Source organism: Micromonospora polyrhachis (genome assembly GCF_014203835.1).
GTDB classification, from domain to species: Bacteria; Actinomycetota; Actinomycetes; order Mycobacteriales; family Micromonosporaceae; genus Micromonospora_H; species Micromonospora_H polyrhachis.
This window is the reverse complement of record NZ_JACHJW010000001.1, coordinates 6,187,679-6,213,014: the sequence shown is the minus strand read 5'-3', so window position 1 is coordinate 6,213,014 and position 25,336 is coordinate 6,187,679. Positions and strand designations below refer to the sequence as shown.

General features: G+C 72.4%; 9 protein-coding genes. 1 reads left to right on the top strand and 8 read right to left on the bottom strand.

The window, feature by feature from the left end; all coding sequences use genetic code 11:
• Positions 1-82: 82 nt before the first annotated feature.
• Positions 83-1,534 (bottom strand): argininosuccinate synthase, encoded by a 1,452-nt coding sequence (gene argG, locus FHR38_RS27480; RefSeq protein ID WP_184537639.1) that lies wholly within the window; start codon positions 1,532-1,534, stop codon positions 83-85.
• A 179-nt stretch (positions 1,535-1,713) separates the two neighbouring features.
• Between argG and FHR38_RS27475 the strand changes: the two genes are divergently transcribed.
• Complete coding sequence (locus tag FHR38_RS27475; RefSeq protein ID WP_184537637.1) at positions 1,714-2,265, top strand: GNAT family N-acetyltransferase; 552 nt, start codon at positions 1,714-1,716, stop codon at positions 2,263-2,265.
• A 57-nt stretch (positions 2,266-2,322) separates the two neighbouring features.
• Here FHR38_RS27475 and FHR38_RS27470 read toward each other — a convergent pair whose 3' ends face one another.
• The 7 genes from FHR38_RS27470 to FHR38_RS27440 form a co-directional block, all read right to left on the bottom strand.
• Entirely contained in the window at positions 2,323-3,129 is an 807-nt protein-coding gene (locus tag FHR38_RS27470; RefSeq protein WP_184537635.1) for a TrmH family RNA methyltransferase, read from the bottom strand.
• A gap of 232 nt (positions 3,130-3,361) precedes the next feature.
• Complete coding sequence (locus FHR38_RS27465) at positions 3,362-5,233, bottom strand: hypothetical protein (RefSeq protein ID WP_184537633.1); 1,872 nt, start codon at positions 5,231-5,233, stop codon at positions 3,362-3,364.
• Positions 5,234-5,285: 52 nt separating this feature from the next.
• Positions 5,286-7,181: a hypothetical protein gene (locus tag FHR38_RS27460; RefSeq protein WP_184537631.1), complete on the bottom strand. Its 1,896-nt coding sequence runs from the start codon at positions 7,179-7,181 to the stop codon at positions 5,286-5,288.
• Positions 7,178-11,824: a hypothetical protein gene (locus tag FHR38_RS27455; RefSeq protein WP_184537629.1), complete on the bottom strand. Its 4,647-nt coding sequence runs from the start codon at positions 11,822-11,824 to the stop codon at positions 7,178-7,180. The genes FHR38_RS27460 and FHR38_RS27455 overlap by 4 nt, the downstream gene beginning before the upstream one ends.
• On the bottom strand, positions 11,821-16,842 hold the full coding sequence (locus tag FHR38_RS27450; RefSeq protein ID WP_184537627.1) for a VCBS repeat-containing protein: 5,022 nt from the start codon (positions 16,840-16,842) through the stop codon (positions 11,821-11,823). The genes FHR38_RS27455 and FHR38_RS27450 overlap by 4 nt, the downstream gene beginning before the upstream one ends.
• 1 nt (position 16,843) lies before the next feature.
• A complete protein-coding gene (locus FHR38_RS27445; RefSeq protein ID WP_184537625.1) occupies positions 16,844-20,632 on the bottom strand; it encodes a DUF6603 domain-containing protein in 3,789 nt (1,262 codons plus the stop codon).
• 46 nt (positions 20,633-20,678) lie between these two features.
• The gene (locus FHR38_RS27440) at positions 20,679-25,082 is read right to left on the bottom strand and encodes a peptidoglycan-binding protein (protein ID WP_184537623.1); all 4,404 of its coding nucleotides are present in this window, start codon (positions 25,080-25,082) and stop codon (positions 20,679-20,681) included.
• Positions 25,083-25,336: the final 254 nt, after the last annotated feature.

Below are 25,336 nucleotides of genomic sequence, written 5' to 3'. Positions count from 1 at the left end.
GGCTCGGCCGGCTCCGGCCGAGGCGTTACTCAGTCGGCCCCTGCCAAAGGCGTTGTTCAGTCGACTCCGGCCAAGGCGTCGCTCAGTCGACGCCGAACTCCATCGCGGCGCGGTCGAGGGCCTCGTCGTCGGCGGAGGAGACGCCCCGGGAGGCGATGGCTTCCGCGCCGCCCTGTGGCATCGCACCGATCAGTCCGGTCGAGGCCGCCTGCGCGGCACCGATCATCCGCTGCGGGGCCGCGCCGCCGACCATGCCGACGGTGGCGTACTGCTCCAGCTTCGCCCGCGAGTCGGCGATGTCCAGGTTGCGCATGGTGAGCTGGCCGATCCGGTCCGACGGCCCGAACGCCGAGTCCTCGGTACGCTCCATCGACAGCTTGTCCGGGTGGTAGCTGAACGCCGGGCCGGTGGTGTCGAGAATCGAGTAGTCCTCGCCCCGACGCAGCCGCAATGTCACCTCGCCGGTGACCGCCGTGCCCACCCAACGCTGCAACGACTCACGCAGCATCAGCGCCTGCGGGTCCAGCCAGCGCCCCTCGTACATCAGCCGACCGAGGCGGCGGCCCTCGTTGTGGTAGTTCGCCAGGGTGTCCTCGTTGTGAATGGCGTTGACCAGCCGTTCGTACGCGGCGTGCAGCAGCGCCATGCCGGGCGCCTCGTAGATGCCCCGGCTCTTGGCCTCGATGATCCGGTTCTCGATCTGGTCCGACATGCCCAGGCCGTGCCGGCCGCCGATGGCGTTGGCCTCCAACACCAGGTCGACGGGGCTGCCGAACTCCTTACCGTTGATCGTCACCGGACGACCCTGGTCGAAGCCGATCGTGACATCCTCGGTCGGAATCTCTACCGACGGGTCCCAGAACCGGACCCCCATGATCGGGTTGACCGTCTCGATGCCGGTGTCGAGGTGTTCGAGGGTCTTCGCCTCGTGCGTGGCGCCCCAGATGTTGGCGTCGGTGGAGTAGGCCTTCTCGGTGCTGTCGCGGTACGGCAGGTCGCGTTCGAGCAGCCACTCCGACATCTCCTTACGCCCACCCAGCTCGGTGACGAAGTCGGTGTCGAGCCACGGCTTGTAGATGCGCAGCTGCGGGTTGGCCAGCAGGCCGTACCGGTAGAACCGCTCGATGTCGTTGCCCTTGAAGGTCGAGCCGTCGCCCCAGATCTGGACGTCGTCGGCGATCATCGCCCGCACCAGCAGGGTGCCGGTCACGGCGCGACCCAGCGGGGTGGTGTTGAAGTACGCCCGCCCGCCCGAGCGGATGTGGAAGGCCCCGCAGGTCAACGCCGCCAAGCCCTCCTCGACCAGAGCGGCACGGCAGTCGACCAGGCGGGCGACCTCGGCGCCGTAGCTGAGCGCGCGACCGGGCACCGAGTCGATGTCGGGCTCGTCGTACTGGCCGATGTCGGCGGTGTAGGCGCAGGGAACGGCGCCCTTGTCGCGCATCCACGCGACCGCGACCGAGGTGTCGAGGCCGCCGGAGAAGGCGATGCCGACACGTTCGCCGGTGGGCAGGGAGGTAAGAACCTTGGACACAGGAAGATTATGCGCCACAACGCATGATCATGCAAATAGAAGTCGGCCGCTCCCCCGGCCCAACGACGTGTCGCTGCCCACTGCCGGAGTCGACGGCGTACGGCTCAGGGGGGCACCTCGGCGTCCTCGGGCCCAAAAAACATGTGCGAGCGGTCAGGAACGCTCCCTACCCTCCCGGCATGGATCTCCGCGAAGAACGCCCGGGCGACAGGAAGTCTGTACGGGATTTGCACCTTCAGGCGTTCGGTGCCGACCACGGCCGGGTCGTAGCCGACCTGGTCGACACCCTGCGGGACAGCATCACACCTTCGGATGGTCTCTCGCTGGTCGCGGAGCATGACGGACAGATCGTCGGGCACATCATGTTCACCCGCAGCCTTCTCGACGCCCCTCGGCGGCTGGTCGAGGTCCAGGTGCTCAGTCCGTTGGCCGTCCTGCCCGAACACCAGGGGCGGGGCATCGGGTCGGTGCTGGTCCGACACGGACTGAGGGTTCTCGCCGAACGGACCGTCACCCTCGTCTTCCTGGAGGGCGATCCGCGCTATTACGCACGTTTCGGATTTGCGCCCGGTGGCGACCAGGGGTTCCGAAAGCCGTCCCTGCGCATCCCGGATGGCGCGTTCCAAGCCATCAGGCTCCCCGGGTACAAGCCGTGGATGACCGGGACGCTGGTCTACGCGGAGCCGTTCTGGCGGCACGACGCAGTCGGTCTTCGCGACCCCAACGCATAGATTCTCGCTACCGGACGCGGTGGGACCTGGCCGAGATCAGCCCAGCCCTGCTGACCGTCAGATCGGATCCTCGCGGCCCAACTCCCAGAAGGCCACCGCAGCGGCGGCGGCGACGTTGAGCGAGTCGACCTCCCGCCGCATCGGGATGACCACCCGTACGTCGCTGGCTGCCTGGGCTGCCCGGGTCAGACCGGCCCCCTCGGCACCGAGCAGTAGGGCGGTACGCGCACGCTGCTCGGCGGTCAGCCGCTGGATCGCCACCGCGTCGGGGGCCGGGGTCAGGGCCAGCACCGTGAAGCCGGCCGCACGCACCTGGGCCAGACCGTCGGGCCAGGGTTCCAGCGTCGCGTACGGCACCGCGAACACCTCACCCATGCTGACCCGTACGCTCCGGCGGTAGAGCGGGTCGGCACAGGATGGCGAGAGCAGCACCGCGTCGATGCCGAGGGCCGCTGCCCCCCGGTAGACCGCCCCGATGTTGGTGTGGTTGTTGACGTCCTCGAGGATGGCCACGCGCCGAGCGGCGGCCAGCACCTCCGACGCGGCCGGCAGGGGCTTGCGGTGGAACGACGCCAGCACCCCCCGGTGGACGTGGAACCCGGTGACCGCCTCCAGCACCGTCTGGCTGGCCGCATACGCCGGCCCGGACTCGGCCAGATCACCGAGCTGGTCGATCCGCTTGGCGTCGACCAGGAACGAACGTGGGCGATAGCCAGCCCGCAGCGCCCGACGCAGCACCAGCTCTCCCTCGGCGATGAACAGGCCGTGCGGCGGCTCCCAACGGGTACGCAGCTCGACATCGGTGAGCGCCCGATAGTCGGCGATCCGCTCGTCGTCCGGGTCGGTGATCAGTTCTACGGCCACACCGTCGATTCTTCAGCAGGTGACGATCATCGACACATCAGGCCCCACCGCAATCCCCTCTCACTCGACAGCGAGTGGTTACCCCTCGGCGCGTCAACCCCCACGACCGGTTCGACGCCGTACTCACCGGCGCCCTGACCGGCGTGCTGAGTTGACTATGTGCCACGGCCGCACCCCTCCGGTTTGAGGAATGCGGCCGTGGCACTGTCAGGCGAACAGCACCAGCTCGGGCTCAGACGGTGAGGTCCGGGGCGAGACTGAGACCGGCTGTCCTACTCGGCACCGCCGGTCGACGCGACTGGATCGAGGCGGCCGGCACCTCCGTCTCCAGTGGCTCCAGGTCGGCCCGGATCGCGGAGACCTGCCAGTAGAAGGTGTGCGATGCCTTCGCACCGTCGACGGTGCGTACCCGGAACTCGCCGGCCGCGACCCGCGACGCCGCCAGCGGCGACACCGGCTCGTCGTCCTCGAAGACCGGGGTGAGCTGGACGGTACGGCCCTCCGGACGGGTCAACGCCTCGAAGTATGTGGGCAGTTCGACGGTGGCCGCCCCGTCGACGAGCTGTCCCTCACCCCGGTAGTAGACGCCGTTCTCCGGCCCCTCCACCGCGGCGTGTACGAGCACCCGGCGGTTCGGGTCCGCCGGATCGTCCAACGGGTGGTCGATGACGAACTGCTTGGTCTTGCCCTGAATCCGCCCGGCGGCGTCGATCGCGACGGGGTACGGCCCGCCGAGCGGACCGGCATAGAGCGCCCCGGAGACGAACATGTCGAAGGTGCCGATCCCGCCGCCGCTCCAGTCGGGCAGCGAGTTCGGGCTCACCCGCACCCCGAGGGTGCCGTTGATCTGGGCGTTGCCGCCGATGAAGCCTCGGTTCTCCACCCAGAGGCAACCCGTCTCCGGGCCGGCACCGCTGCCGCCGTAGCCGATGTAGACGCCACTGTGGTTGAGCAGGTAGAGCCGCTCCGAGCCGTTGAGGTGCATCCGGCCGTTGGCGGTGACGTAACGGCTGGCCCCCAGGTAGATGTCGCCGCCGACCGCCAGATTGCCCTGCACGCTCAGGTCACCGCTGGCCCCGGCTTCCTTGATCAGGTGCAGGCCGCCCGCCGACCGTACGGTCATCGTGCCGTCGGTGACCAGCCCCAGCCCACCCCGGCCCCGTACGGTGGCGGCCCGCAGCTCCCGCAGCTCCAGATCGGTGTACGCCCGGCTGTGCAACCCGTAGTCCAGGCTGGGCCCGTCGTTGCTCCGGTCGACCAGTTCGAAGCCCCGGCCGGCGCGGAACGAGAACTGCGCGTGCTGCGCCCCCGGCCCCCAGAAGCCGAGCCCGGCGACCACCTGGTCGGCGACGACGGTGCCGCCGTCCAGACTGCCCAGTTGCAGCATCGACCGGCTGATCCGCAGCCGGTTCGCACCGGCCTGGTAGAAGTCGATCGCGTCCTCGGCCTCGTTGCCGACCCCGAGACGCAGCACCGTGTTCCCGCCCGAGGTGGCGAAGTAGCGAATGAACGCCTCGTCGCCGACGCCGCCCCCGGGGTCGCTGGGGAACTGGATCCCGGCCTGCCGGGAGTTGCCGATCGCGGGAACGATCGCCCCGACCGGCACCCGCAGTCCGGCCACCACCCGGTCGGTGCTGTCCACGGTAACCACACCCTGGTTGCGGGTGACCCGACCGAGGACGACGGAACGGTTCGGGTCCGCCGGCCGGGCCGTGGTCACCTCGACCTGTCCCTCCTCGGTCCAGCGAGTCTCTGCCGCCACCCCGCCCTCGTCCCGGCGGTCGGTGAGCCACTCCCGGTAGCGCAGCGACACGTAGAACGTGCCATCGGCGGTCAGGGCGACCCGCCGGTCCTCCGGCACCACGATGACCGAGCCGTCGGTGTCGACGGCCACCCCCTCGCCGACGGTGACGTCACTGCCGGTCGGGGTGAGGGTCAGCCCCTTCACCACGCCCACCGGGTGCAGCAGCCGGGCGACCAGGTTCTGCCGGGCAAGTAGATAGTCCACCGCCTGGGCCAGGTCGGTGGCGCGCAGATACTGGTGGTCGTAGTAGCGGGGCCGGGCCATCGGCAGCGGCGAACCGTTCTTCCAGGTGATCGTCATCGTCGTCTCCGCGAGTACGGGTGGGTGGTCAGAAGGAACTGGGAGGGGCGGTTCACCGGTGCTCCACGACGTCGTAGCGCAGACCGCTGGAGGCTTCCCCGCCGCCGGTGTGCTTCGCCCGGCCGAGCCAGAGGTGCACCGAACCGTCGGTCCACCGGGCCAGTTGCCACTGGCGCACCACCCGGGCCCCGGCGCGCGGCACCTCCTCCTCCGGGATGGCCAACTCGACCAGTTCGGTGCCGCCGGAACGGGTCCGCCAGTCCAGCACCCGGCTGTGACCGGTCACCGCGATCGGCTCCCCGTCGCGGGTCGGCTGCTGCAACGGCACGCGGTGCAGTCGTACCGAGGTCGGGTCGCCCTCGAAGGGTTTGGGCAGCAGCGGCACCCAGTTCTCCGGCACGGTGGTGGCGAAGGCGTACGAGGCGTCCGGGACGTTCACCGGCTGCCCGGTTACCGGGTCGACGGCCGGTGGCACCGCTGGCCGCTCCGGTACGGCGGCCCGGCCGACCTGGGCGGTCCGGTCGATGCCCCGGCCGGTCGCGCCGGTGACCGTCCGCTCGATCGCCCAGGCCAGGTTCGCCATCTCGTCCCGCCCGAACCGGACCTCCTCCACCGGCTCGGAATCCGTGGTCGCCGCGACGGTGGCCGGCAGCACCAGCACGTCGGCCGGATCACCGGTCGCCGCGCTGGCGGGGCGGAACAAGGCCCAGCCCCGGCCCCCGGGGGCCGGCGGCACCAGGGTCTGCCCACCGAACGTGTCGGTCACGATCAGCGACCGAATCCGGGTCGCGGAACCGACCGGCAGTTCCAGGGGGACGAGGAAGTGGTCGTTGGCGTAGACCAGGCCGTACTCCATCAGGAACATCCGGGCCAGGTCACCGGCGCTCGCGCCGATCTGGGCCAGGTTGACCCGGGAGTCCTCCATCTCCCAGAACCGGACCGCCGGCATCCCGGCGTAGCTCACCGGCGTGGGCAGGGTGATCCGGACGACGTCCTCGACCGAGGCCACGCTCTGCAACGTCTCGTCCGGCTCGTGGTCGAAGTGGTACCAGTCCAGCCGGTCGCCGTCGTACTCGTGGGCGGTGAGGACCACCTCGCCAGCCGAACCGGCGGCACCGATGGCGAACTCGTGCTCCAGCCGTTCCCGCTGCCAGGCGCTGCCCTCCAGGCCGGGGGTACTGATCACCGGGTGGAACTCCGCCGCCGGCCACGGCGGCGTCTGGGGCCGGGGATCCACCCCGGGCGAGATCACCGCCGGCAGTTGCAGCAGGTAGCCGGCGGGCGGACCCGCCGGACGGTCCGGTACCCCCAGCCAGGCCAGCCACTCGGCGATCACCGTCCGCACCGTCTCCCGCAGCGCCTCCGGGACTTCGACCTCGGTCAGGAACGAGCCGTCGGCGCAGGCCCGCAACACCTGGTCGCCATGCGGCACCCGACCGGCCACCAGCCGCAGGTAACCGGCGGTGGCCGGGTCGGTCGCCGACGGCGCATCCACCGGCACCTCCGGGATCCGAAAACGGTCGATGATCGCCGAAGCGAGCGAGCCGGCCCCGGCAGCGGCGAGCAACCGCAGGAAGTGCTGCCCCGTCTCGGCCGCGAACCGCAGGTCGTCGGCGGTGGCCGCGGTCTCCCGCTCGACCAGCGCCTCCAGCGGTACGCCGGACGGCATGGGCACCGTGCTGCCAGAGCGCCCACCGGGGCGGTACCGGGTGAACGCGGCCACCTCGGCGTGCACCCGGGCAGCCACCGGGGAACCGGCGTCCTCCCCGGTGAACTCACCGAACTGCCACTGCCGGGCCAGCAGCCACAGCGGGTCGGCGGTACGGGCCTCCAGCGACGGGCTCATGTCCTCCCGCCGCGTACGTGGCTCCAACCGGGTCCAGGTCGTCACGGACGGCTGGGCACCATCCGCCACCGGTGCGCCGGCCGCCAACTGGTCGGTGCTCATCTGCCCTCCTGCAATCCGGCTGGCGGCACCGCCGCGTCCGGAACGAAGTCCGTCGTCGTCGCGGATTCGGCGACGTTGGTGGGTAGGTAGGTGGCCGGCAGGAACTGACCGGCGTCCCCAAGGGAGTCGACGTCGACCGCCCGGGCGATCGCCAGATCGAGGGACTCCTCCAGGGTTTGGGCAAGCGAGGCGGGTTGCCAGGTCGGGGCCCCGTCGGCCGGTACCGCGAGCAGGATCGCCTGCGGGGCGGCTGCGGCCGGGGCGTCGTACTCGAAGGTGAGAGCGGTCTGCGCCCGACCGGCCGGGACCACCTCGGTCCACTCGTCCACCAGCAGACCGTGCACCGGCCGACTGAGGTCCAGCTCGCCGAGGGAGACCACGACCATCGACAGCGGCTCGGTCTCCGGGCGGGGTGGGGCGTTGCCGACCCACCGGTCCCCCGCCCGATACGGCAGTTGCGCCACCCGGATCCGTAGCGGGAGCTTCACCGTGCCCCCGGCGTCCAGCGCCTCGGCGTAGGTAAGCACCTCCTGCAGTCGGCCCACGGCGGGGCGGACCCGGCCGTACCGGGCCAGCCACCGGCGCACCGCGTGCGGTGATCCCTGGAGCGTGTCACTGGCCCCGAGCACCGCCGACAGTACGGCCGGCTGAGGTGCCCAGGTGCACGACAGGACGGGCATGTCGTTGCCGAGCAGCGCCCGGATCCGGGCCACCTGGAACTCCCGACGCTGCTCCGGTGGGGTGGCCGGATCGTCGAACTCGGCGTCGGGAACGCAGCCACAGGCCCCCGCCGGGCACGGCGTACGCCCGACCCGCTGCGCCACCAACCGGCAGTGCGCGGCCAGTCGGCGGGTCAATTCGGCGGCGGCGTTACGGGCGGCCTCGGCCACCGCCTCCCCAGGCCGGTGACCGGCCGCTGACTCCCCGGTTTCCGGACTGGGCAGCGGCGGCACCGCGCCGACCACCCCGAATCCGATGGCGGGGCGCAGCAGCACCCGGACGGCGTCCTCGTCCCACCCCGGGTCGCCGGGCGAGCCGACCGCCGCCAGGTCCTCGGCCACGGTACGGGCGGCCTGCCACAGCTCGTCGGCCTCGGCCCGGGTGACCGGGTCGTACTGCGGGGCGAGACCCGGTTCGTCGCTCAGGTCGGCGGCGAGCACCTGCCGGCCCCGGCCCAGCAGGTCCCGCAGCGCGGTGACGGTGTGCAGGAACTCGGCCAGGCTGACCCGGTCGCCCCGATCCCCGGGACGGTGCTCGTAGTCCAGTTCGAGCCGCCACTGCGGGGTCACCTCGGCCGGCGCGAACCGGTCCCAGGCGAGCAGTTCGAGCTGGCGGTCCAAGTCCGCGTCATCCGGCGCGGCCGGATGCGGTGGCGCGGTGACCAGGTCGATGGCCGGAATCTGCAGGGTGTCCAGGCTCGCCTCGACGTACGGCGTGGCCACCAAGCCGTCCGGCGCGTGCCAGCGCATCCGCCAGAACACCCGGTTCGCCGGTGGCAGTAGCGCCGAGACGAGGGCGTCGGCCGCCGCGCCGACGATCCGGGGCCGCTCGTGGCGGGTCGCCGGCCAGTCCATACGCAGGTCGTCGAAGCGGCTGTCCAGGTTGAACAGCACCATCACCCGGTGGGTGATCGGCACCCCGCTGTTGGGCGTACGGGTGACGTGCAGTTGCGGTGGGCTGGTGGCGGCCCCCGAGATGACGTCCACGGCCGCAGCGGCGCGGTTCATGTCGCCGACGGCGAGTTGGTGCACCCCCTCGGCGAGCAGCACGTCGCCCACCGCGTCGGCGCTGTCGGCGAGGACCTGCAGCACCTCGGTCACGGCGGCCCGGGTCGGGCCGGGCAGCCGGTCCAGTTCCGGGGCGAGCGCATCGGCCCGGTGCAACCGGTGCAGTTCGAGCCCGTCGGTGACGGCGGACGACTCGACCGTCGACGTGATCTCGGTGCGGCCGTCCTCGGTGGCGTCCACCCGGTGGGCGCGCAGCGGGGCGAGTCGCCGGAACAGCGGAAGGTACTGGTCGAACGGTCCCTGCGGATGGTCGTGCAGGGCGCGCTCGAACCGGTAGCCCAACAGCGCGCCGAGCGACTGGCCGGAGCGCATCCCGTCGAGGATCTGCTCGGCCAGGCGTACCCGCCGCGAGGAGAGGTCCACGGCGACCGGATTGTCGTCCCCGCCGCCGTGTGAGCGCCAGGCGCTGCGCAGCACCGCTGCGGTGACCGCCTGCGCCGCCGACGGGGCATGCACGTGCCCGGCCCCGTCCGGTGCCGCGACCAGGGTGGCCCCGGCGGCGGTCGCCGGTACGTGCGCCGGGCGGGCCACCCGGGTCGGTGGCGGCGCCGGGGTCAGGTCGGTCACCCACCCGTACGCCCCGACGTGCACCCCGGCGGGCAGGTCACCGGGACGGTCGGCCAGCGTCCGGTCGAGTCGTACCGTGGCCAGCGACGTGATCCAGGCGTCCAGCCGGTGCGTGGTCAGGCCGAGCGTCCCGGTCAGGTAGCGCTGAAGGTCGGCCGGGGGCAACGGCGGCGTGGCCGGCTCACCCGATGGCGGCTCGGGTGGGCGCAACGCCTCGGCCAACTCGGTCAACACCGAACGGAACTCGGCCAAATCGGCGGTTGCCGCCACGTGCCGAGAATCGGCCGGCTGCGGGGTGGCCAGGTACGTCCCGACGGTCTGCCCGTCCGAGTCGGGCACCACGACCGCCAGTCGCCGCCGGAGCGTGGCGGTCAACTCCCGGGGCCGGACGTCGACCAGCTCGGGTTCGGGGATCTCGCGGGCCGAGGACAACCCGGCGGCGGTGGCGAAGGCGTCCGCCGCCGCCGAGTGCTCGGCGATCAGAGCCGCCCGCAGCAGCCGGTAGAACAGCGGCACCGGCCCGACACCGACCGGGGCGGCCGGGACACTGTCCCCGGTCAGCCCGACGGCAGTCAGGGCGGTGAGGTACGCGTGCACCCGTACCGGGTCAGCCTCGTCCCCGCCGGCTCCGTCTGTGGCTGTTCCGTCGAGCAGCGGGGTGCCGAGGGCGAACGCCTCCTTGGCGAAGACCGCCAGGGACAGCCGCGGATCGGTGCTGCCGCCCAGGCCGAGGGCGGCCAGCAGGGCCCGGCCCGGTTCGACGACCTGCTGTCGCCACTGTGGACCGAGGTCGAGCCGGGCGAAGCGCCACAGCCAGCTGACGTACTCGTTGCCGAGCATGCTGCGGGCCCGCACCTCCAGCACCCGGGCGTCGGTGGCCAGGATCTCCAGCATCGTCGCCTCCGGGTCGGCCAGCCCGGGGCGAACCCGGAGCACCGGAGAGGTCAGCCAGACCCGCTGCCACAGGTTGCGCAACACGGTCACCGCGCGCTGCTCGCCGGTGCCCCTCGGCTGCCAGGACCGCAGGGCCGCCACCGGCAGCAACCCGTACGGCTGACTGCCGATCCGCAGGGTCGGCAACGGCCCCTCGGGGTGCACGTGCGCGACGAAATGGTCGCGGATCTGCTCCTGTTCGGCACGGGTGGCGACGGGCAGCAGGTGGCGCAGCGTCCCACCGAGGGTGGCCGGCCACAACGCTCGCCGTACCCGCCGCTCGATTCGGCGCTCACTGCGGCCGGCGTGGACGGCTCGGGCCAGGCCGGTCGGGGCGTCGGCCCGGGTCGCCCGACGGCGGGTGGCCGTCAGCAGGTCGGTGCCGTCGGCGGTGAGCGGCACGGCCAGCGCGGCGGCGGCCAGTTCAGCGGCGCTCTCCGGGTCGGTCGGGCCGGCATCCTGGCCGGTGACCGGTGCAACCGGGGGCCGGGGCGTGACGGTCACCGTCTCGATGTTGTTGGTGGGGGTGGCCGGGGGCAGGAAGGCCAAGCCGTCGGTGGCGGCGTGCGCCTCCAGGAGCCGGCCGAGCGCCCGAGCGGAAAGGTCGGGCGCGCTTTGCGCGTCGACCCCGAAGACGAGCAACCGGGCGATCGGCAGCGGTCGGCCCGTACCGTCCACCGGCACGGTGACCGGGAACGCCATCCCGACCGCCTGGGCGGCGGCGTAGTCGACCATCCATCGCATGCCGTCGTCGACCGGTACGGACTCCGGCGGCAACTCGTCGAGCGGGGTGCCGGCCGAGGGCTGGTCGGGGCGGAGCGGGGTGAAACCGGCGGCCAGGTCCCGGGTGACCGGGCCGGAGGTACCGGAGAAGAGCACGCCGGTGCTGGTCCGGCCAACGGCGATCCACTGACTGGGCAGCAGCCGCACCCGGGCCGGGTCGCACCACGGCCCCGGCCGGTCCAGCGGGTCCGGGAAGTCGCCGGTGGTCTGGTCCGGCTCCATCACCCGGGCGATCCAGCCGGCCCGCTGCTCGCCGAAGCGGCGGACCAGTTCGGCCCAGGCGGTGTCGTCCGGGGTCCCGATGGTTCGCGCCGGCCGGTCGCCGGTGGTCGGGCCGGCGGTGCCGGCGGTGCCGGCGGGTAGGCCGCCCCAGTACGTCCGCCCAGCAGCCTCCTCCTCGGCGGTGAGACCGGGCTCGTGGTCGTCGATGTGGATCTGGTCGGGGTAGACGCGGATCTTCAGGGCGGCCTGGTCGAACCGGGTCTCCAGCCGGACCGGCAGCAGCACCACCGGATACCAGGTGGAGAGGGTCCACGGGGTCTGTGGCAGGGCGTCGGCCAGTGGCAGGGTCATCGTGGCTCCGGCGGTAGTAGCAGGTCACTGGCGTGACGGGCGAGCATGACGGGACGTTGCAGGGCCACCCGCGCCATGTCGGCGGCGGTACGGCCGAAGACCGCACCGTCCACCGCATCGCTGGGCATTCCCGGCGCGTACGGGGAGAGGAACCGGGCACCGGCCGGCAGATAGCCCCAGTGCAGGTCGTCCCAGTGCTCCCCCAGCCACGGTGGCGGTGACGTCGGTGGGATCCACTCCTCCGGCTCCAGGTCGAGCCCGAAGCGGGGCGCGGTCGGCTGCTCCCGGAGGACGAAGAAGTAGCCCGGGTCGCCGGCCGCCTCGGTGGCTGCGCCCCGGGCGACCTCGGCGGTGAACGGGAACCCGAATAGCAGCAGGTCCGGCGAGAGCCAGGCGTTGAAGATCGGCAGGATGTCGTCGCCGGTGGTCTCCCGCTCCTGCGGGCCGGTCCACCGGGCCCGGCGCATGGTGACGATGGTGGACGGGAATCGGCGCAGCACCTCACCCCGGATCACCAGCACCAGCGACTGCTCACCGGGCGCACCAACGGCGGTGAGGTGGGTGCCCAGCGGACCGCTGCGCCACGCGACGTCGGTCAGCGGCGGGATGTCGGTCAGCGGCGCACCGGCCGCCATCGCGCCCCGTACGTCCCAGAACTGGCGGAACCAGGTCTGCCTCGGGTCGGCCGGGAACTCCCGCCACAGCATCTCCCGGCTCATCTCGTGGTTGAGCCCCACCAGGAACGCCTCGATGAAGCGGGGGTTGGCGGCCAGCGCGGTCATCGTCTCCGGTGCCACGGCCGGCAGGTTCGGCACCACGTTCTCCTGGGAGAGCCCGCGCAGCAGTTCGTACGCCGGGACGTCGAAGGTCACCCCGGCCAGCAGCCGACGCATCGGGTCCCCGGTGTCCGGCACCGCCTGCACCAACGGTCGGCCGTCGACGCTGAGCCCGGCGAGCACCTCGCCGGCCACCGCGACCTCCGGCTCGACGGTGCCGCGGACCGCGTTCGCCGCCGGGCCAAGTTCGACCTGGGCCGGCTGGTCGTCGTGGGCCAGCGCCTGGGCGGGGGCGAGCCGCCCCTGATGGTTGGCGGCGGCGGCCATGAAGGCGTCGCCCATCCGGGCCCGGTCGGCAACCAGGTCGGCGCGCAGGTCGGCGATGGTCACCGCACAGCCTCGACCGGTGCTGGTGTCGGCCGCACCCCGGACGATCAGGATCGGACTCCAGTACGCCGGAACGCCCGCCTCGTCCAGGTCGAACGCGACCTGGCAGCGCAGGCCGTTGATGGCCGAGCGGTAGACGACGACCAGGTCGGGGCGGCGGGTGCCGGTGATGTCCGCGACGGCGATCCCGGCACCGGTGCCCGAGGCGACCGCCGCCTGGTCGGGCACCCCGAGTTGGCCGGTCCAGGCACTGTCGGCGACCCGGCCCCGCCGGTTGATCCCCCGACCGGTGAAGTATCGGGCCACCTGCGCCCCGCCGACAGCCCGACCGCCTACGAAGACCAGCAGGTCGGGTACGTGGTCGCCGGTCATGTCGACGATCTCCACCCCGATGGAGTGGATTTCGTTGAAGGTGTACGGGGTGGGCAGCGAGTCGCTCCACCCCCGGGTGACCTGGCCGGTGTCGTCCAGCCCCCACCCGACCCGGTAGAGCACCCGGTTGGCGGCCGGGTCCGGGCCGCTGACCGCGTACCCGATGACGAGTTCGGGGCGGCCGTCCCCGTCCAGGTCGGCGACGGTGACGTCGACCGCGCTCGCGTACGGGCTGACCGGGTCGACCAGCTCGTACGGGCCGGTCCAGCCACCGGTGGCGGTCCCGGACGCGTCCACGTCGCGGCCCACCCAGTACGCCAGCCGGCCGCCGGTGAGCGCCGCCACCGCGATCAGGTGCAGTCGCCCGTCGGCGGTGAGCAGCCCGGTCACGGTGGTGGCGGTGGCGCGCGCCTTCACCGTGCTGAGCGGGCCGGCGACCGCCGGGGTGAGGTCGTTCTCGCGCAGCGCGCCGTCCTCGCCGACGTTGTGCCCGAGTTGGCACCGGATCCGGCTGCCCGCCCCCTCGTCCACCGTGTATGAGACGAGCAGTGAGGAGAGCAGGCCGACCCGGGGTACGAACCGACGGTCGGCGGGGGCCGGGGCGTCGTCCCGACCGGTACCACGCGGGTCGGCCGGGGTGCCGTGGTCGACCCAGCCGTAGCCCCGGTATCCCCAGGAGAGCGCGGCAAGCCGCCCGTCGGCGGTCTTGACGAAGACTTCCCCGTCACGCTCGTCCCCGGTGACCGGTCCCGGCCGGTGCGGGGCGAGCCCGTTGGCGGGCCGCCCGATCTCGTGCCAGTACCAGTAGTAGATGCCGTGCCCGTCGTGGTAGTGCTCGTAGCGGCCGTACAGGCGCAGGTCCGAGGGGTTGCCCTCGGGGTGCGCCAGCACCAGCATGTCGGTTTCCTCGTCGACGGCGATCTGCGCGGTCTGCTGCGCCAGCGACACGATCCGGATGTTCGATGGCGGGGGCGGCACCGGTCCGGGCCGGCCGTGGTTGTGGAAGTCGGGCAGGTTGATCCGCTTGGTGACCAGTTCCCCGGTCGGGGTCAGGTAGGCGAAACCAAAGCCCTCGTAATCCCGGTTGGCCGAGCTGAACCGGTGGTAGGAGGCGGGCGAGCCCCAGATCGGCGGGGCCTGGCCGGCCCCGATCTGGCCCCAAGAGCCACCAGCCCAGCGGAACAGCCGCTGGCCGGAGGTGGCCACGTACACCCCGTCGGGGTAGGGGCGCGGCGAGCCCCACAGCCGCTCGTACTGGTTGAGCTGCGGAGCACCGAGCGAGACCCAGCCGCGCCCGACGCTGTCGAAGCGGTACAGGCTGCCGTCCCGGCCGAGCACGTACACATCGTTGCCGGCGGTGTTGGGCCGGCTGGCCAGGCCACCGCCGGGCGCGCCGCAGTCGTTCCACACCCACCGGTCGCCGTCGTAGCGACGTTCCCAGAGACGGCTGTCGCGGCCCCGGACGTACACCCGGTCGGGGGCGATGGTGGAGCCGGAGGTGGCGACCCAGGTGCCGGGCGGGGCGCCATGGTCTCGCCACACCCACACCTCGTCCAGCCGACGGCGCTCGAAGAGCCGCCCGTCGGCGGCGGCGACGAAGAACCGGTCGGTGCCGAGCAGGTCACCGCCGTTGCTGGCCAGGGTGGTGACCGGGTCGTCAGCCGCGGCGGCCAGCGCGGTCGGGGTGTGGTACGGCACCAGCCGGTCCGCGGCGAGCCCGTGCCCACCGGAGGTGTGCCACCACGGGTTACGGGCGGCGGCCTCGATCGCGGCCCGGGTCAACGACCCGATGCCCTGGCCGGGCGGGACCAGCGTGTCGAAGACGGTGCCGCCGGCCGGGATACGGGCGGCGGGCACCGGACTGGTGCCGGCGGCCAGTCGGGGCAGCGGGGCGGGGGCCGCGCCGGTGGGCCGCAGCCGCCGGGCGAGCGGTCCTCGGGGCCGGGCGAGCCGGCGGAACGCCGGGGAGGTCGCCGCCTTGGCTCCGGTGTTGCCGTCGAGGACCTCGTCCAGCGCCGGGGCCGGCGCGTCGGCGGCCCGCCCGACACCGGTGGTCCGCCCGGCGCGGGGTCCGGCCAGGGCACCCGGGGCGGGCGGGGTGACCAGGTCGTGCACGGGTTGGGTCAGGGCGACGAGTTGGTCGTCGCGCAGTGCCCGGCCGGGTGCCTGCGGGTCGACCCGCTTGGCGAAGAGCGCACCGGCGGTGTCCCGGGCCGCCTGTCCCCGGCGTAGTTGCTCGTTGACCTCGCGCAGCTGGGCGGCGCGTTCCCACGCGGCAGCGGCCAGCTCCTCCTGGTGTTTCTGCACCACCTGCGTGCCGAGCGCGGCGGCGGCCCGGTAGCGGGGATCGAGGTTCAACCCGGCCAGCCACAGTGGTTGTTCGCCCGGCGGCGGCACCCGTCCCTCCTGAAGGTGCACCTCGCCGTAGAGGGGCGGGGTGAGCCGGTCGTCGGCGTGCTCCAACAGGCTGCGCATGGTGGCCTGCCAGGGGTCGGCGACCGCCGGATCCCAGACGCTGGGCCGCATGCTGGGCGAGGCGAGCGCCCCTTCGAAGGCCAGCACCGACCGCCCCTCGACACCGGCCGGTTCGATCTCGGGCAGCCCGCCGCCGGCCGCCGCGACGTCGACCGGTCGACGGCCCACGTCAGTGGGGAGCGGCCGGGCCCGCAACCGGCGGGACAGCGACTCGAAGTCACCATCCGGCCCGGTGCGAAACGTCCAGTGGTGGTAGACCGGCAGGATGATCCGGCTGTCGGGGCTGGTGTGTGACGAGCCGGGCCCCCAGGCGGGGACCAGCGGGCCGTCGTCGTCCACCGGTAGGCCGAGCCCTGCCGCGACACCCGCGGCGAAGGCGGGCACCACCGCCGCGACGTAGTCCAGGTCGGCAGCCAGCCGGCGTGGGCAGATCAGCCGGGAGAGGTTGCGCTCCGGCGCGTCCGCGATGACCTTCGAGACGTCCTCGGTCTCGGTGGTGAGCAGCACCTGCGCGTGTGCCCAGGCCCAGGACTCGGCGAGCGCGGGTAGTTCCCCGACTGTGGTGGACAACCGGGCCAGGGCCTGCCCAGGCACCGTCGTCACCGTGTCGCCGTCCGGGGCGACCGGCACCACCACCAGCACCAACCAGGGCCGCAGGCGGCCCTGCTCGTCGGGGCTGGCCGGGGTGTAGAGCCAGGGCAGGTCTGGTCGGTCGAACTCGACGGCGGCGAAAAGGGTGACGTCGGCGTTCTCGGCGCCGGGGGCCGGGAAGCTCCGGATGACCTGTTGGGCGTCGATGCCGGTGACGTCGCCCGGCCCGTACAGCAGGCCGGTGGTCGTACCGACGATCTCGGAGACCTCATCGGTGCTGGTGTCCAGGCCCTGTGCGGTGACCGACAGGGACAACTGGGCGCGGGCGCTGGGCAGCGCCCCGGTGAGCGGGTCGGGAGTGGAGATCACCCGGGTGAGGCCCTCGCGGACCCAGGGAAGAAACCGGAGACCACCCATGTCAGTACCTCTCTCGCGGCTCGACGAGCGCGATGGTCGGGCGTGGGACGGGGACGGCGGCCCGGCGGATGCGGGCGGCGCGGTCACCGCGGGGAGCTGTCGCCGCGGCCTCGGTCGCGGTCGCCACCGGGGCCGCGGCGAAGCGGTCATCGAGGTCGGCCGCCGAGTGGCGGCCGTGGGTGGCCGAGGTGGCACGGCTGGTGGCCCACCGGCCACCGCCGGCCGGGCGGGTGGCGCGGGCCGGCACCCAGGACGGTCCGGCGTCGACCAGCCCGAGCGGGGCACCGGTGAAGCGGGTCGCGCCGGTGGTCCGGGTACGAGCGTTGGCGGCCGGGCCGGTGGCCGCGAACCGGGCCAGCAGCCCACCGGTGTCCGGGCCGCCGTGTCGGGCCAGACCAGCCTGCTGGGCCGGCATCGGACGGCCGGCGTCGTCCGGATCGTCGATGATGACCCGGTCGTACGCCTCGTCCCCGGCGAGACCGACGAAGACCGTGTCCTCCGTGGCCGGGAGGGTGGTGCCGTTGGGCAGTCGCACCGTACGACCGGCCGCCAGGCGCTCGAGGCCCGGCGTAACCATCTGCTCCTCGGGCGTGAGGTCGCGGAACTGGCCCGGGGCGAAGTCGTCGAAGAGTTCCGCGCCCAACGTGCCCCGGACCGCGCCGTCACCGTGGCCGACGTGCACGTCGGTGAGGGTGAACCGGTTCGCGCCCCGGATGCGGGAGGTGCCGATGCGTTGCAACTCGACGTCGAGGGGGACGACGTTCTCCCGTACCCCGAGCAGCATGCCGGGTGAGAGCAGTAATGCCTCGCCGGCCTCGATCGCCCGCAGGCTGACCGGCTCGGCACCGGTCACCGCCGGACCCGCGTCCCAGGCTCCCGGCCCGGTCAACGCCGGCTTGACCAGCTCGTCCGCCGCGTTGATGTAGGTCGGCTCGTGGACGTGTGGGTGACCGGCGTCGTCGGTCCAGTCGAACTTCGCCGACGCCTCCCAGAACAGGAACTTGATCCGCGCCTCGCCCTTGGCCCGCCACGGTCCCGGTCCGCTGAGTGCGATGAAGAGGTTGATCGCGAGCAGTTCGGTGCCCTTGAACTTCAGCGACACCGTCGCGCCGATCTCGACGCTGAACCAGAACGGCTTGAACTGGAACATCACGTCCAGCCAGGCACGGCCGTCGATGAGGAAGCCGCCGCCCTCGAAGTGGACGAGCAGTTGCGCACCGAACTGCGCGGTGTTGCTGGTGACCGCGAGGTACGCCTCCAGGTTCAGCCCCTTGCCGCTCTTACGCAGCGAGATGTTGAACCGTTTGAGCGTCGGGAACCCGGTCGGGGCCGGGAACCGGGGGTGGAATCCACCGATGGCCAGGGCGAACGCCTTGTCCGCGCCCCACCTGGCGCGCATCGCCATCTCACCGGAGACGGGTCGACCGAACAGCTTCGAGTCGATCAGCGCGGCGTCGAGGGTGATCTCCTTGCGGGCGAAGTCGACGATGCCGGCCGAGTCCAGCCGCAGCTTCCCGGCGTCCTTGAAGTCGATCACCAGCTTGCCGAGCAGCAGGATCCGCACCGGGTCGGGGAACTCGACCAGGACGGCCAGGTCGGCGACCACCTGCCCGGAGAGGAAGTTCAGCCGGACCATCGCCCCGACCACCGTGCCGGTGGTGTCGACCGGGAAGATCCGGCTGAGCGTGGCGATCACCGCTGGCGCCCGGCCGACGACGTCCTCCGGGAAGAGCAGGGCGTCCAGCGTGCCGGCGCGGGCGGCGTTACGGACCTCGTCGGGGTTGCTGCGCCGGTTGTAGCCGACGACCAGGCCCAGTCCGGTGATGGAGATGCCCCAGAACAGCATCAGCCCCGGGAACCACTGGAAGGTGCCAACCACCAGCAGGGAGAAGGTCTTGCCACCGTCGGCCTCGGTGAGCCGGCTGCCGTCGGTGTTGCGGGTGTTGAGCACCGCGACGGTCTGGAGTTGGAAGCCGCGCATGGGGGCGATACCGCTCTTGGTGGCGATACCCAGTTGCAGCGCACCGGCGTACATGCCCCGTGCTTCGTCGACGAAGAGGTAGCCGCCGCCGGAGACGAAGCCGTTGTCGATGCGCAGCCCCACCCCGTCGGGCATCTTGAACCGGGGTGCCAGGTCGGCGATGCCGAGGTTGCCGGTTCGGGCCTCGCCACCCGCACCCGCCGGTACGGCGGGCGGGAAGGTCAGGTCGGCCCGTACGCCGATGTGGTCCACGGTGGCGTGCAGGGGGCCCAGTTCGGCCCGGATGCTGGTGCTGACGACCAGGCTGACCCGCTTGGTACGGCTGTCCGCCGCCAGCGCGATCCGCAGGCCCTCCAGGTGGATGCCCCACCGCGACAGGTGCATCGGATAGTCGGCGGCCAGCGCCGTTGCCCCGGCCAGGTGCAGTCCGGCCCGCAGTGACCAGCCGACACCCAGCTCGAAGGCGAGCCGCAGACCGTCGGCGGGCAGGAGCTTGGCGAGCAGGCCGTCCCCGTCGCCGGCCTTGACGACCAGTTCGGCCCGCCCGGCCCGGAGGGTGAACTCCAGGTCGTCGCGGCCGGTGCCGAGCGCGGCCCGGGCGCTCAGGACGACCTGTCCGACTGCCAGGTGGGTGCCCTCGGTGGCACCGAAGACCCACCCGGCCTCGCCCTCGGGGGCGATCCGGGCGATCTCGGCGGAGAACTTCAACGACGGGGAGCCACCGGCGATGTCGACGCCGTTGGAGTTGATGGCGATCGCCGGGCCGGCACCGGCCAGTTCGGTGGCCACGTTCCAGGAGCCGAACGAACCCGTCAGGTTCACCTCACCGGTGGGGGCCACGATCGCGGTGAGCAGCCCGTCCCAGGAGGCCAGACCGAGGGTCAGCCCGACCCCGAAGGTGGGCTGCCAGGCCGCGGCGGCCAACTCGGCCAGGCTCGTGGCCCCCCCGTTGGTAGGGGCGGTCGGCGACGATTCGCCGGGGGCGTGCAGGGCGGTCGGGGGTGGGTCACCACCGGGCGTACGCAGCCCGGAGAAGCGCACCCGCAGCAGGCTGTCGGCCAGCCGCAGTCCGGCCTCGCCCTGGTCCGGCCCGATGCCCGGTCGTACGCCCTGGGCGGCGTCCACCCCGAGTGCCCGCAGTAGGTGGGCCAGCCGGGGCAGCAGGCGGGCCGCCATCAGCTCCACCCCCTCGGGGGTGTCCCAACCGGCCGGGGCGTACCGGGCCTTGAAGTACTCCCCCGGCTTGGCGATCATGTCGACGATCCGGTCCAGGTGCAGCTCGTCGCGGCGGCGGGGCAGCCGGATCGGCACGTCGCCGGGTGGCATCGGCAGGCTCGGCGACTGTTCCGCGGCCGGGGTGACCAGGCCGAGCAGGGCCAGCAGCGGCACCGTCCACGGGACCCGACGGTTCAGGTAGGTCAGAAGCAGGTAGTCGAGCAGGTCGTCGGCCAACTCCTCGGGCAGCCCGTCGAGGTCGGGCAGCTTGCCCTCCACCGCCGGGGGCAGGGCACTGATCTGCCCGTACGCCGCACCGAACGCCTCACCGATCTTGATGACGTTGGCGAGCGAGTCCAGCTTCAGGTCGGCCAGCGCCTCGGTGAGGGATTCCAGGGCGGGACCGATCTTGCCGACCCACTCCTCGAACGCGCGGGCGTCGACCCCGCTGATCGCCTCCAGGTCCCAGCCGAGGGCGCGCATCAGCCGGGCCCGCCGCCACGGGTCGTACGCCCCGAGCACCGGCTCGGCGAGAAGCTGGGCCTCCCCCCAGAGCTGGGTGAAGAAGTTCTTGGGCTCTTCCTCGTCGCTCATGCGACCAGGGCTCCTTCCGTGCACAGGCGGTGGTGGCGGGTCGGGCTCACGCGGTCACCCGGGGCAGGTCGCTGGTGTCCAGGCGCATCGACCCGCGCGTGGTGGCCAGGGTCTGCTCGGCGGCGGGCAGCGCCTGCACCGGCAACGTGTAGCTGCGCCCGGTCGGCCAGGACGGCCACGTCGGCAGCGCGGCCAGCGCCGCGGTCAGCTCGGTGTCGGCCACGGTGACCTGGCCGATCGCCGTGATCAGCGCGGTCTCGTGCGCGTCGGTCCAGCCGGTGGGCGGCCCGGAGAAGTCCGGCCCGAGGGTGCGGGCGACGGCCAGCACCCGGTGCAGTTCGGTGGCCGCCCGGGGCACCCCCCGGTGTTCGGCCAACTCCCCCGCGTTGGGCGGGCCGAGGGCAACCACCTGGTGGGCGTGGTACGACTGCCAGCAGGCCAGGTACGCCACGGATCGTTCCGAGGTGAACAGGTCCCCGATGCGCACCCGGCGCGGGTTGCCGTCCGCCCCGGGCACGTCCGGCACGGTCGGCGTACGGGTCGGGTCGGGCGAGTCCCAGGCGGTGGTGAGCAGGTCATGCAGCCCCTGCCGGGCGAAGCTCCACATGCCCCGCCGTACCCCGGAGTGGGCCCGCAGCCCGAGGGCGAACCGGTGCACGAAGTGCCAGCCGCGCAGGTCGTACAGTTCGAAGACGCTCTCCACGGCGTCGCCCGAGCCGCCGGTGCTGTCGCTGAGCGCCGGTCGGGCCCGCAGCACCCGCAGGTCGGGGAAGAGCAGTCCGGCACCGTCCTTGCCCCAGCCCGGCACCGCCGAGATGCCGGCCGTGCCGCCCAGCGCGTCGTACGCGTCCCGGTCCACCCCGCGCAGATAGGCCAGGTAGGCCCACCACTGTCCCGGGTCGGTGCGCCAGTCGGGCCGGGGCGGCAGGTTCACCGGGGCGTTGCGCGGTCCGTCGCCGCGCCAGCCGAACGGGCCGATGCGCAGGATGGTCGGCTCGTTGGCGACGATCGCGTCGAAGTACGCCCCGGCCGAGGCCGGCTGGTTGTTCTCGGCGACCGCGCGTAGCACCTTGAAGGTGGAGAGCTGCCGGGCGGCCCGTTCGGCGACGGCGGTGTCGGTGCTGGTCAGGTCGGTGGCGAGCTTGGCCAGGGACGGGCCGACGGTCTGCTCCGGCAGCGGTGGGATCAGCGCCTCCGGCAGCAGCTCCGACACCGGCTCGCCGACCGGTCCGGCCCACTGGGCCGAGGTGGGCCAGGTGGCGTACCGGCCGAGCGGGATCAACTCCGGGTGGGTCGTCGGGGCGGGGCCGGCGTCGGTCGGTCGGCCGGTCACCACCCGGGAGTAGAGCCGCTGGTCGGCGGCGACCACCTCGTCCGACGCCCAGACGTTGGCGGCGGCCAGGCGCTGCGGGGTGCCCCCGGCGACCTGCCACGACTCAACCACCACCGGGCAGCGCCAGCGCTTGGTCAGCCAGTGCTTGATGGCGACCTGGGTGGCCAGGTCGGCCACCCCGCTGATCGGTCCCAGGTAGCGTTCCGCTTCGGGCACGTCCACCGGTTCGAGCCGGTCGGAGTAGCGGGTGTCGGTGCGACCCTCCGGTTCGTGTGCGGCTCGTTCGGCACGGGCGTAGGTCTGGAACTCCCGCACCGCCCAGTAGGTCCGGACGCCGTACTCACCGCTGGTGGCACCGGTCGTGGTGAACCCGAGGGTGGCCAGGTCGGCCTGGAGTGTGGCCACCCAGGTGTCGGTGACCAGGTTGGCCGGACGTTCCACAGTGTCGTAGCGGGCCTTGGTCGTACCGCTGGCGTCGCGGTCGCCGTAGCGGAGAACGTACCCGCCGTACGGCGGGGTGACCAGCAACGAGCAGCCGTACGACAGGTCGACGGTGTACGTGGTCAGCGCGGCGGCCCGCTCCTCGTCCGGCAGCCGCCACCAGAGCCGCTGGGTGGCCTTCTTGCACTCCCCGGTCGGCCAGTCGAAGGTGATCTCGCCGAGGTTGTTGACGCCGACGATCTCCTTGCCGTTGCCCCACTTGCCGAGATAGCCGTCGAGGTTGCGGGCGGCGGCCAGGTACTGCGCCAACGCCTCGCCCCGGGGCAGCCCGGCCGGGTCGACGACGGTCTCGGGCGTTCCGCCGCGCTGCACCTGCGGGTCGGCCTCGTCGTGGTGGAGGAACTGCACGTTGAGCGCCCACTCCGGCGGCCGGGTGAGCAGCTTCAACCCGTCGACGTCACTGAGCGCCGGGCGGCCGGAGGTCCACCAGCCGGTCGCCGCGTCGGCCCCGACGGTGACCTGCACCCCGGCCTGGAACCGCTTTCCCTCCTCCTTCTTCGTCTCGTTCGCCCAGCCCACCAGGTCGATCCGGCCCAGGACGTCCAGGAACGGCACGTAGCCGAAGTCGTGCAGCCAGCGGGTCTTGTCCACCTCGTTGCGCAAGGCGCTGGAGACGAAACCGGCGATCACTCCCTCGGTCCGGTTCACCCCCTGGTACGGCGTGGCCGGGTCCGGGCCGCAGGCGTACGGCAGGGTCGCCGAGTAGCGGATCCGTTCGGCGGAGCCGAAGTGGATGTCGCCGCCCAACATCACCACCCGGCGACGGCGGACACCGTCCGGGCCGGCCGGGGCGGCGGAGAGTAACCGGGCGATCAGCTTGTGCAGCGCGGCGTCGCTGGTCACCCAGGCGTCCTCGTTGTCCGCCTCGTAGCGGCCGGCGAAGCCCTTGGCCAGCGGCTGCGCCACCTGTTCCAGCAGCGGCATGCCGAAGAGCGCGACGGGTTGGGCGACCACGGTCACCGATTCGTCGTCGAGTACCCCGCCGCCGGTGAGCATCTCGTTGAGCGGCTGGTCGGAGTAGAGCAGGCCGCCGGGGTTCGGCGGGGCGTCCGGATGCTCAGGCGGGGCGGAGAACTCCCGCCAGGTGCGGGTGTCCAGCGCGACGAGTTGGAACTTCGGCCAGGTGACGGTGAAGTGGTAGGTGACCGCGGCGGCCGGGCGGGCCATCCGGCCGACTTTGGTGATCTCGGTCGGCAGGCCGAGCCGGTCCCGCAGCTTCTGGTCGTCGGCGGCGTTGGGTGCGCTGAGCCAGCCCTGTAGGGCGGCGAGCAGTTCCCGACCGGACTGGCCGGCGGTGCCGTCGGCGGCGTACTGCTCCGGGGTGTTCCCCCATGCCTGGAACAGCACGTACGCCGACATCGCGTTGCGGACGATGCGTCGGCCGAGTTCGGAGTTGACGACGGCGTCGGTGACCCAGGTCTTGGTCATGTTCCAGTCGTCGGTGACCTCGTGGTCGTCGGCGATCATGTAGGTGGCCACGTTGGCCAGTTGCCGGCGTACCGCGCCGAGCCCGCGCTGGAAGTTCTTGAGCCGGATGGCCTGCTCCTGCCAGCGCACGTACCGCTTGATGATCTTCTTCTGTTGGGCGCTGGGGGTGTACGCCCGTCCTGCGCGCATCAGGTCGTAGACGGTCTCCCCCGGCTTGCGGCCCTGTGGGTCGGCAAGGATCCGGGTGTCGGCCGGGAAGACCTGCTCGAACGTCGGGTACGTCGTCGGCCAGAGCTGGTCCGACCAGGTGAGCAGGTACATGCAGACGTACTCGCGCAGCGACATCAGGTGGCTGTCCGCCTCGGTGGAGGTGAACTTGGCGTCGCGGGCCAGGGTCAGTGCCCGGTTGCCGGGGGTGAAGAGCCGGTCCACCGGCGGGCTCGTGGAGCCGTTGGCCAACTGCTCGGGGGGCATGCCGAGGACGTCGGCGATGCCGGGCCGGGCGGGACCGGCGGGTACGCCCTCCCGGGCGGGAACCGCGTCGTGTCCGTGGATCATCGCCAGCAGCACGTCTGCGACGTCGTCGGCGTAGATCTGGTCACCACCGAGGACGAGCTGGTGCGGGCGCAGCTTCGGGTCACCACCGGCCGCCGCGATGACCGGATCCAGGATCGGCAGCGCATCGGTGCCCTCCCCGTGCGGCTTGCGGCACGATCCGTGGAAGATCCGCAACTGGTTCGGGTCGTTCGGTGGGGTGGCGAAGCTGGGATAGGCCGGTGCGCCGCCGAGCGCCCGGGTGTCCCCGGCGTAGGTGAGCGCCGTGCGGGCCGCTGTTTCGTCGACGGCGACCGCACCCGGGCTGAGCAGGCTGGCCCAGGTGCCGGCGGTACCGCTGAACGACAGGTCGTAGCCGTAGAGGGTGCCCGGGGTCAGCGTCGTCCCGGCGGCCCGGACCGCCACCACGTGGAGGTTCTCGCCGAGTCGTACCGCCGGGCGGCTGGCGGTGGCCACCGTGGCACCACGGGCGAAGTCCGGTCCGGGGCCGGTCGCGAAGACGGTGAGGGTCACCGTGCAGGCCGAGCGCACCGCGACGAACACCGTGGCACTGCCTGGGTCGACGCGTCGCACGATCGGCCCACACACGACGAACGGGGGTTGTGCCGACGCCTCCATGCTCTCCCTCTTCACCGGTCCTGTGAACGCCACTGGGCGTTGGGTCCCCAACAGGAAAGCGGTGCGGGACAGCACCGGGCATCAACCGTTGTGCCCGGCGGGGCGAATCCTTACGTAACCGTCCACTGAAGACGGATAAAAATTTCCACGCGTCCTACTCTTGCGCCGAAAGGAGTTTCATGCATCAGACGACGAAGCGGCCGGGCCGACCCGGTTCACGAACAACCCGACAGGTACGACTGAGCTGCGGATACCCCACCAGCAGACAC

Bases quoted from the DNA above. Each gene is read 5' to 3' on its own strand.
- FHR38_RS27475 (WP_184537637.1), top strand. From the start codon at position 1,714: ATGGATCTCCGCGAAGAACGCCCGGGCGACAGGAAGTCTGTACGGGAT.
- FHR38_RS27465 (WP_184537633.1), bottom strand. From the start codon at position 5,233: ATGACGATCACCTGGAAGAACGGTTCGCCGCTGCCGATGGCCCGGCCC.
- FHR38_RS27460 (WP_184537631.1), bottom strand. From the start codon at position 7,181: ATGAGCACCGACCAGTTGGCGGCCGGCGCACCGGTGGCGGATGGTGCC.
- FHR38_RS27455 (WP_184537629.1), bottom strand. From the start codon at position 11,824: ATGACCCTGCCACTGGCCGACGCCCTGCCACAGACCCCGTGGACCCTC.
- FHR38_RS27450 (WP_184537627.1), bottom strand. From the start codon at position 16,842: ATGGGTGGTCTCCGGTTTCTTCCCTGGGTCCGCGAGGGCCTCACCCGG.
- FHR38_RS27445 (WP_184537625.1), bottom strand. From the start codon at position 20,632: ATGAGCGACGAGGAAGAGCCCAAGAACTTCTTCACCCAGCTCTGGGGG.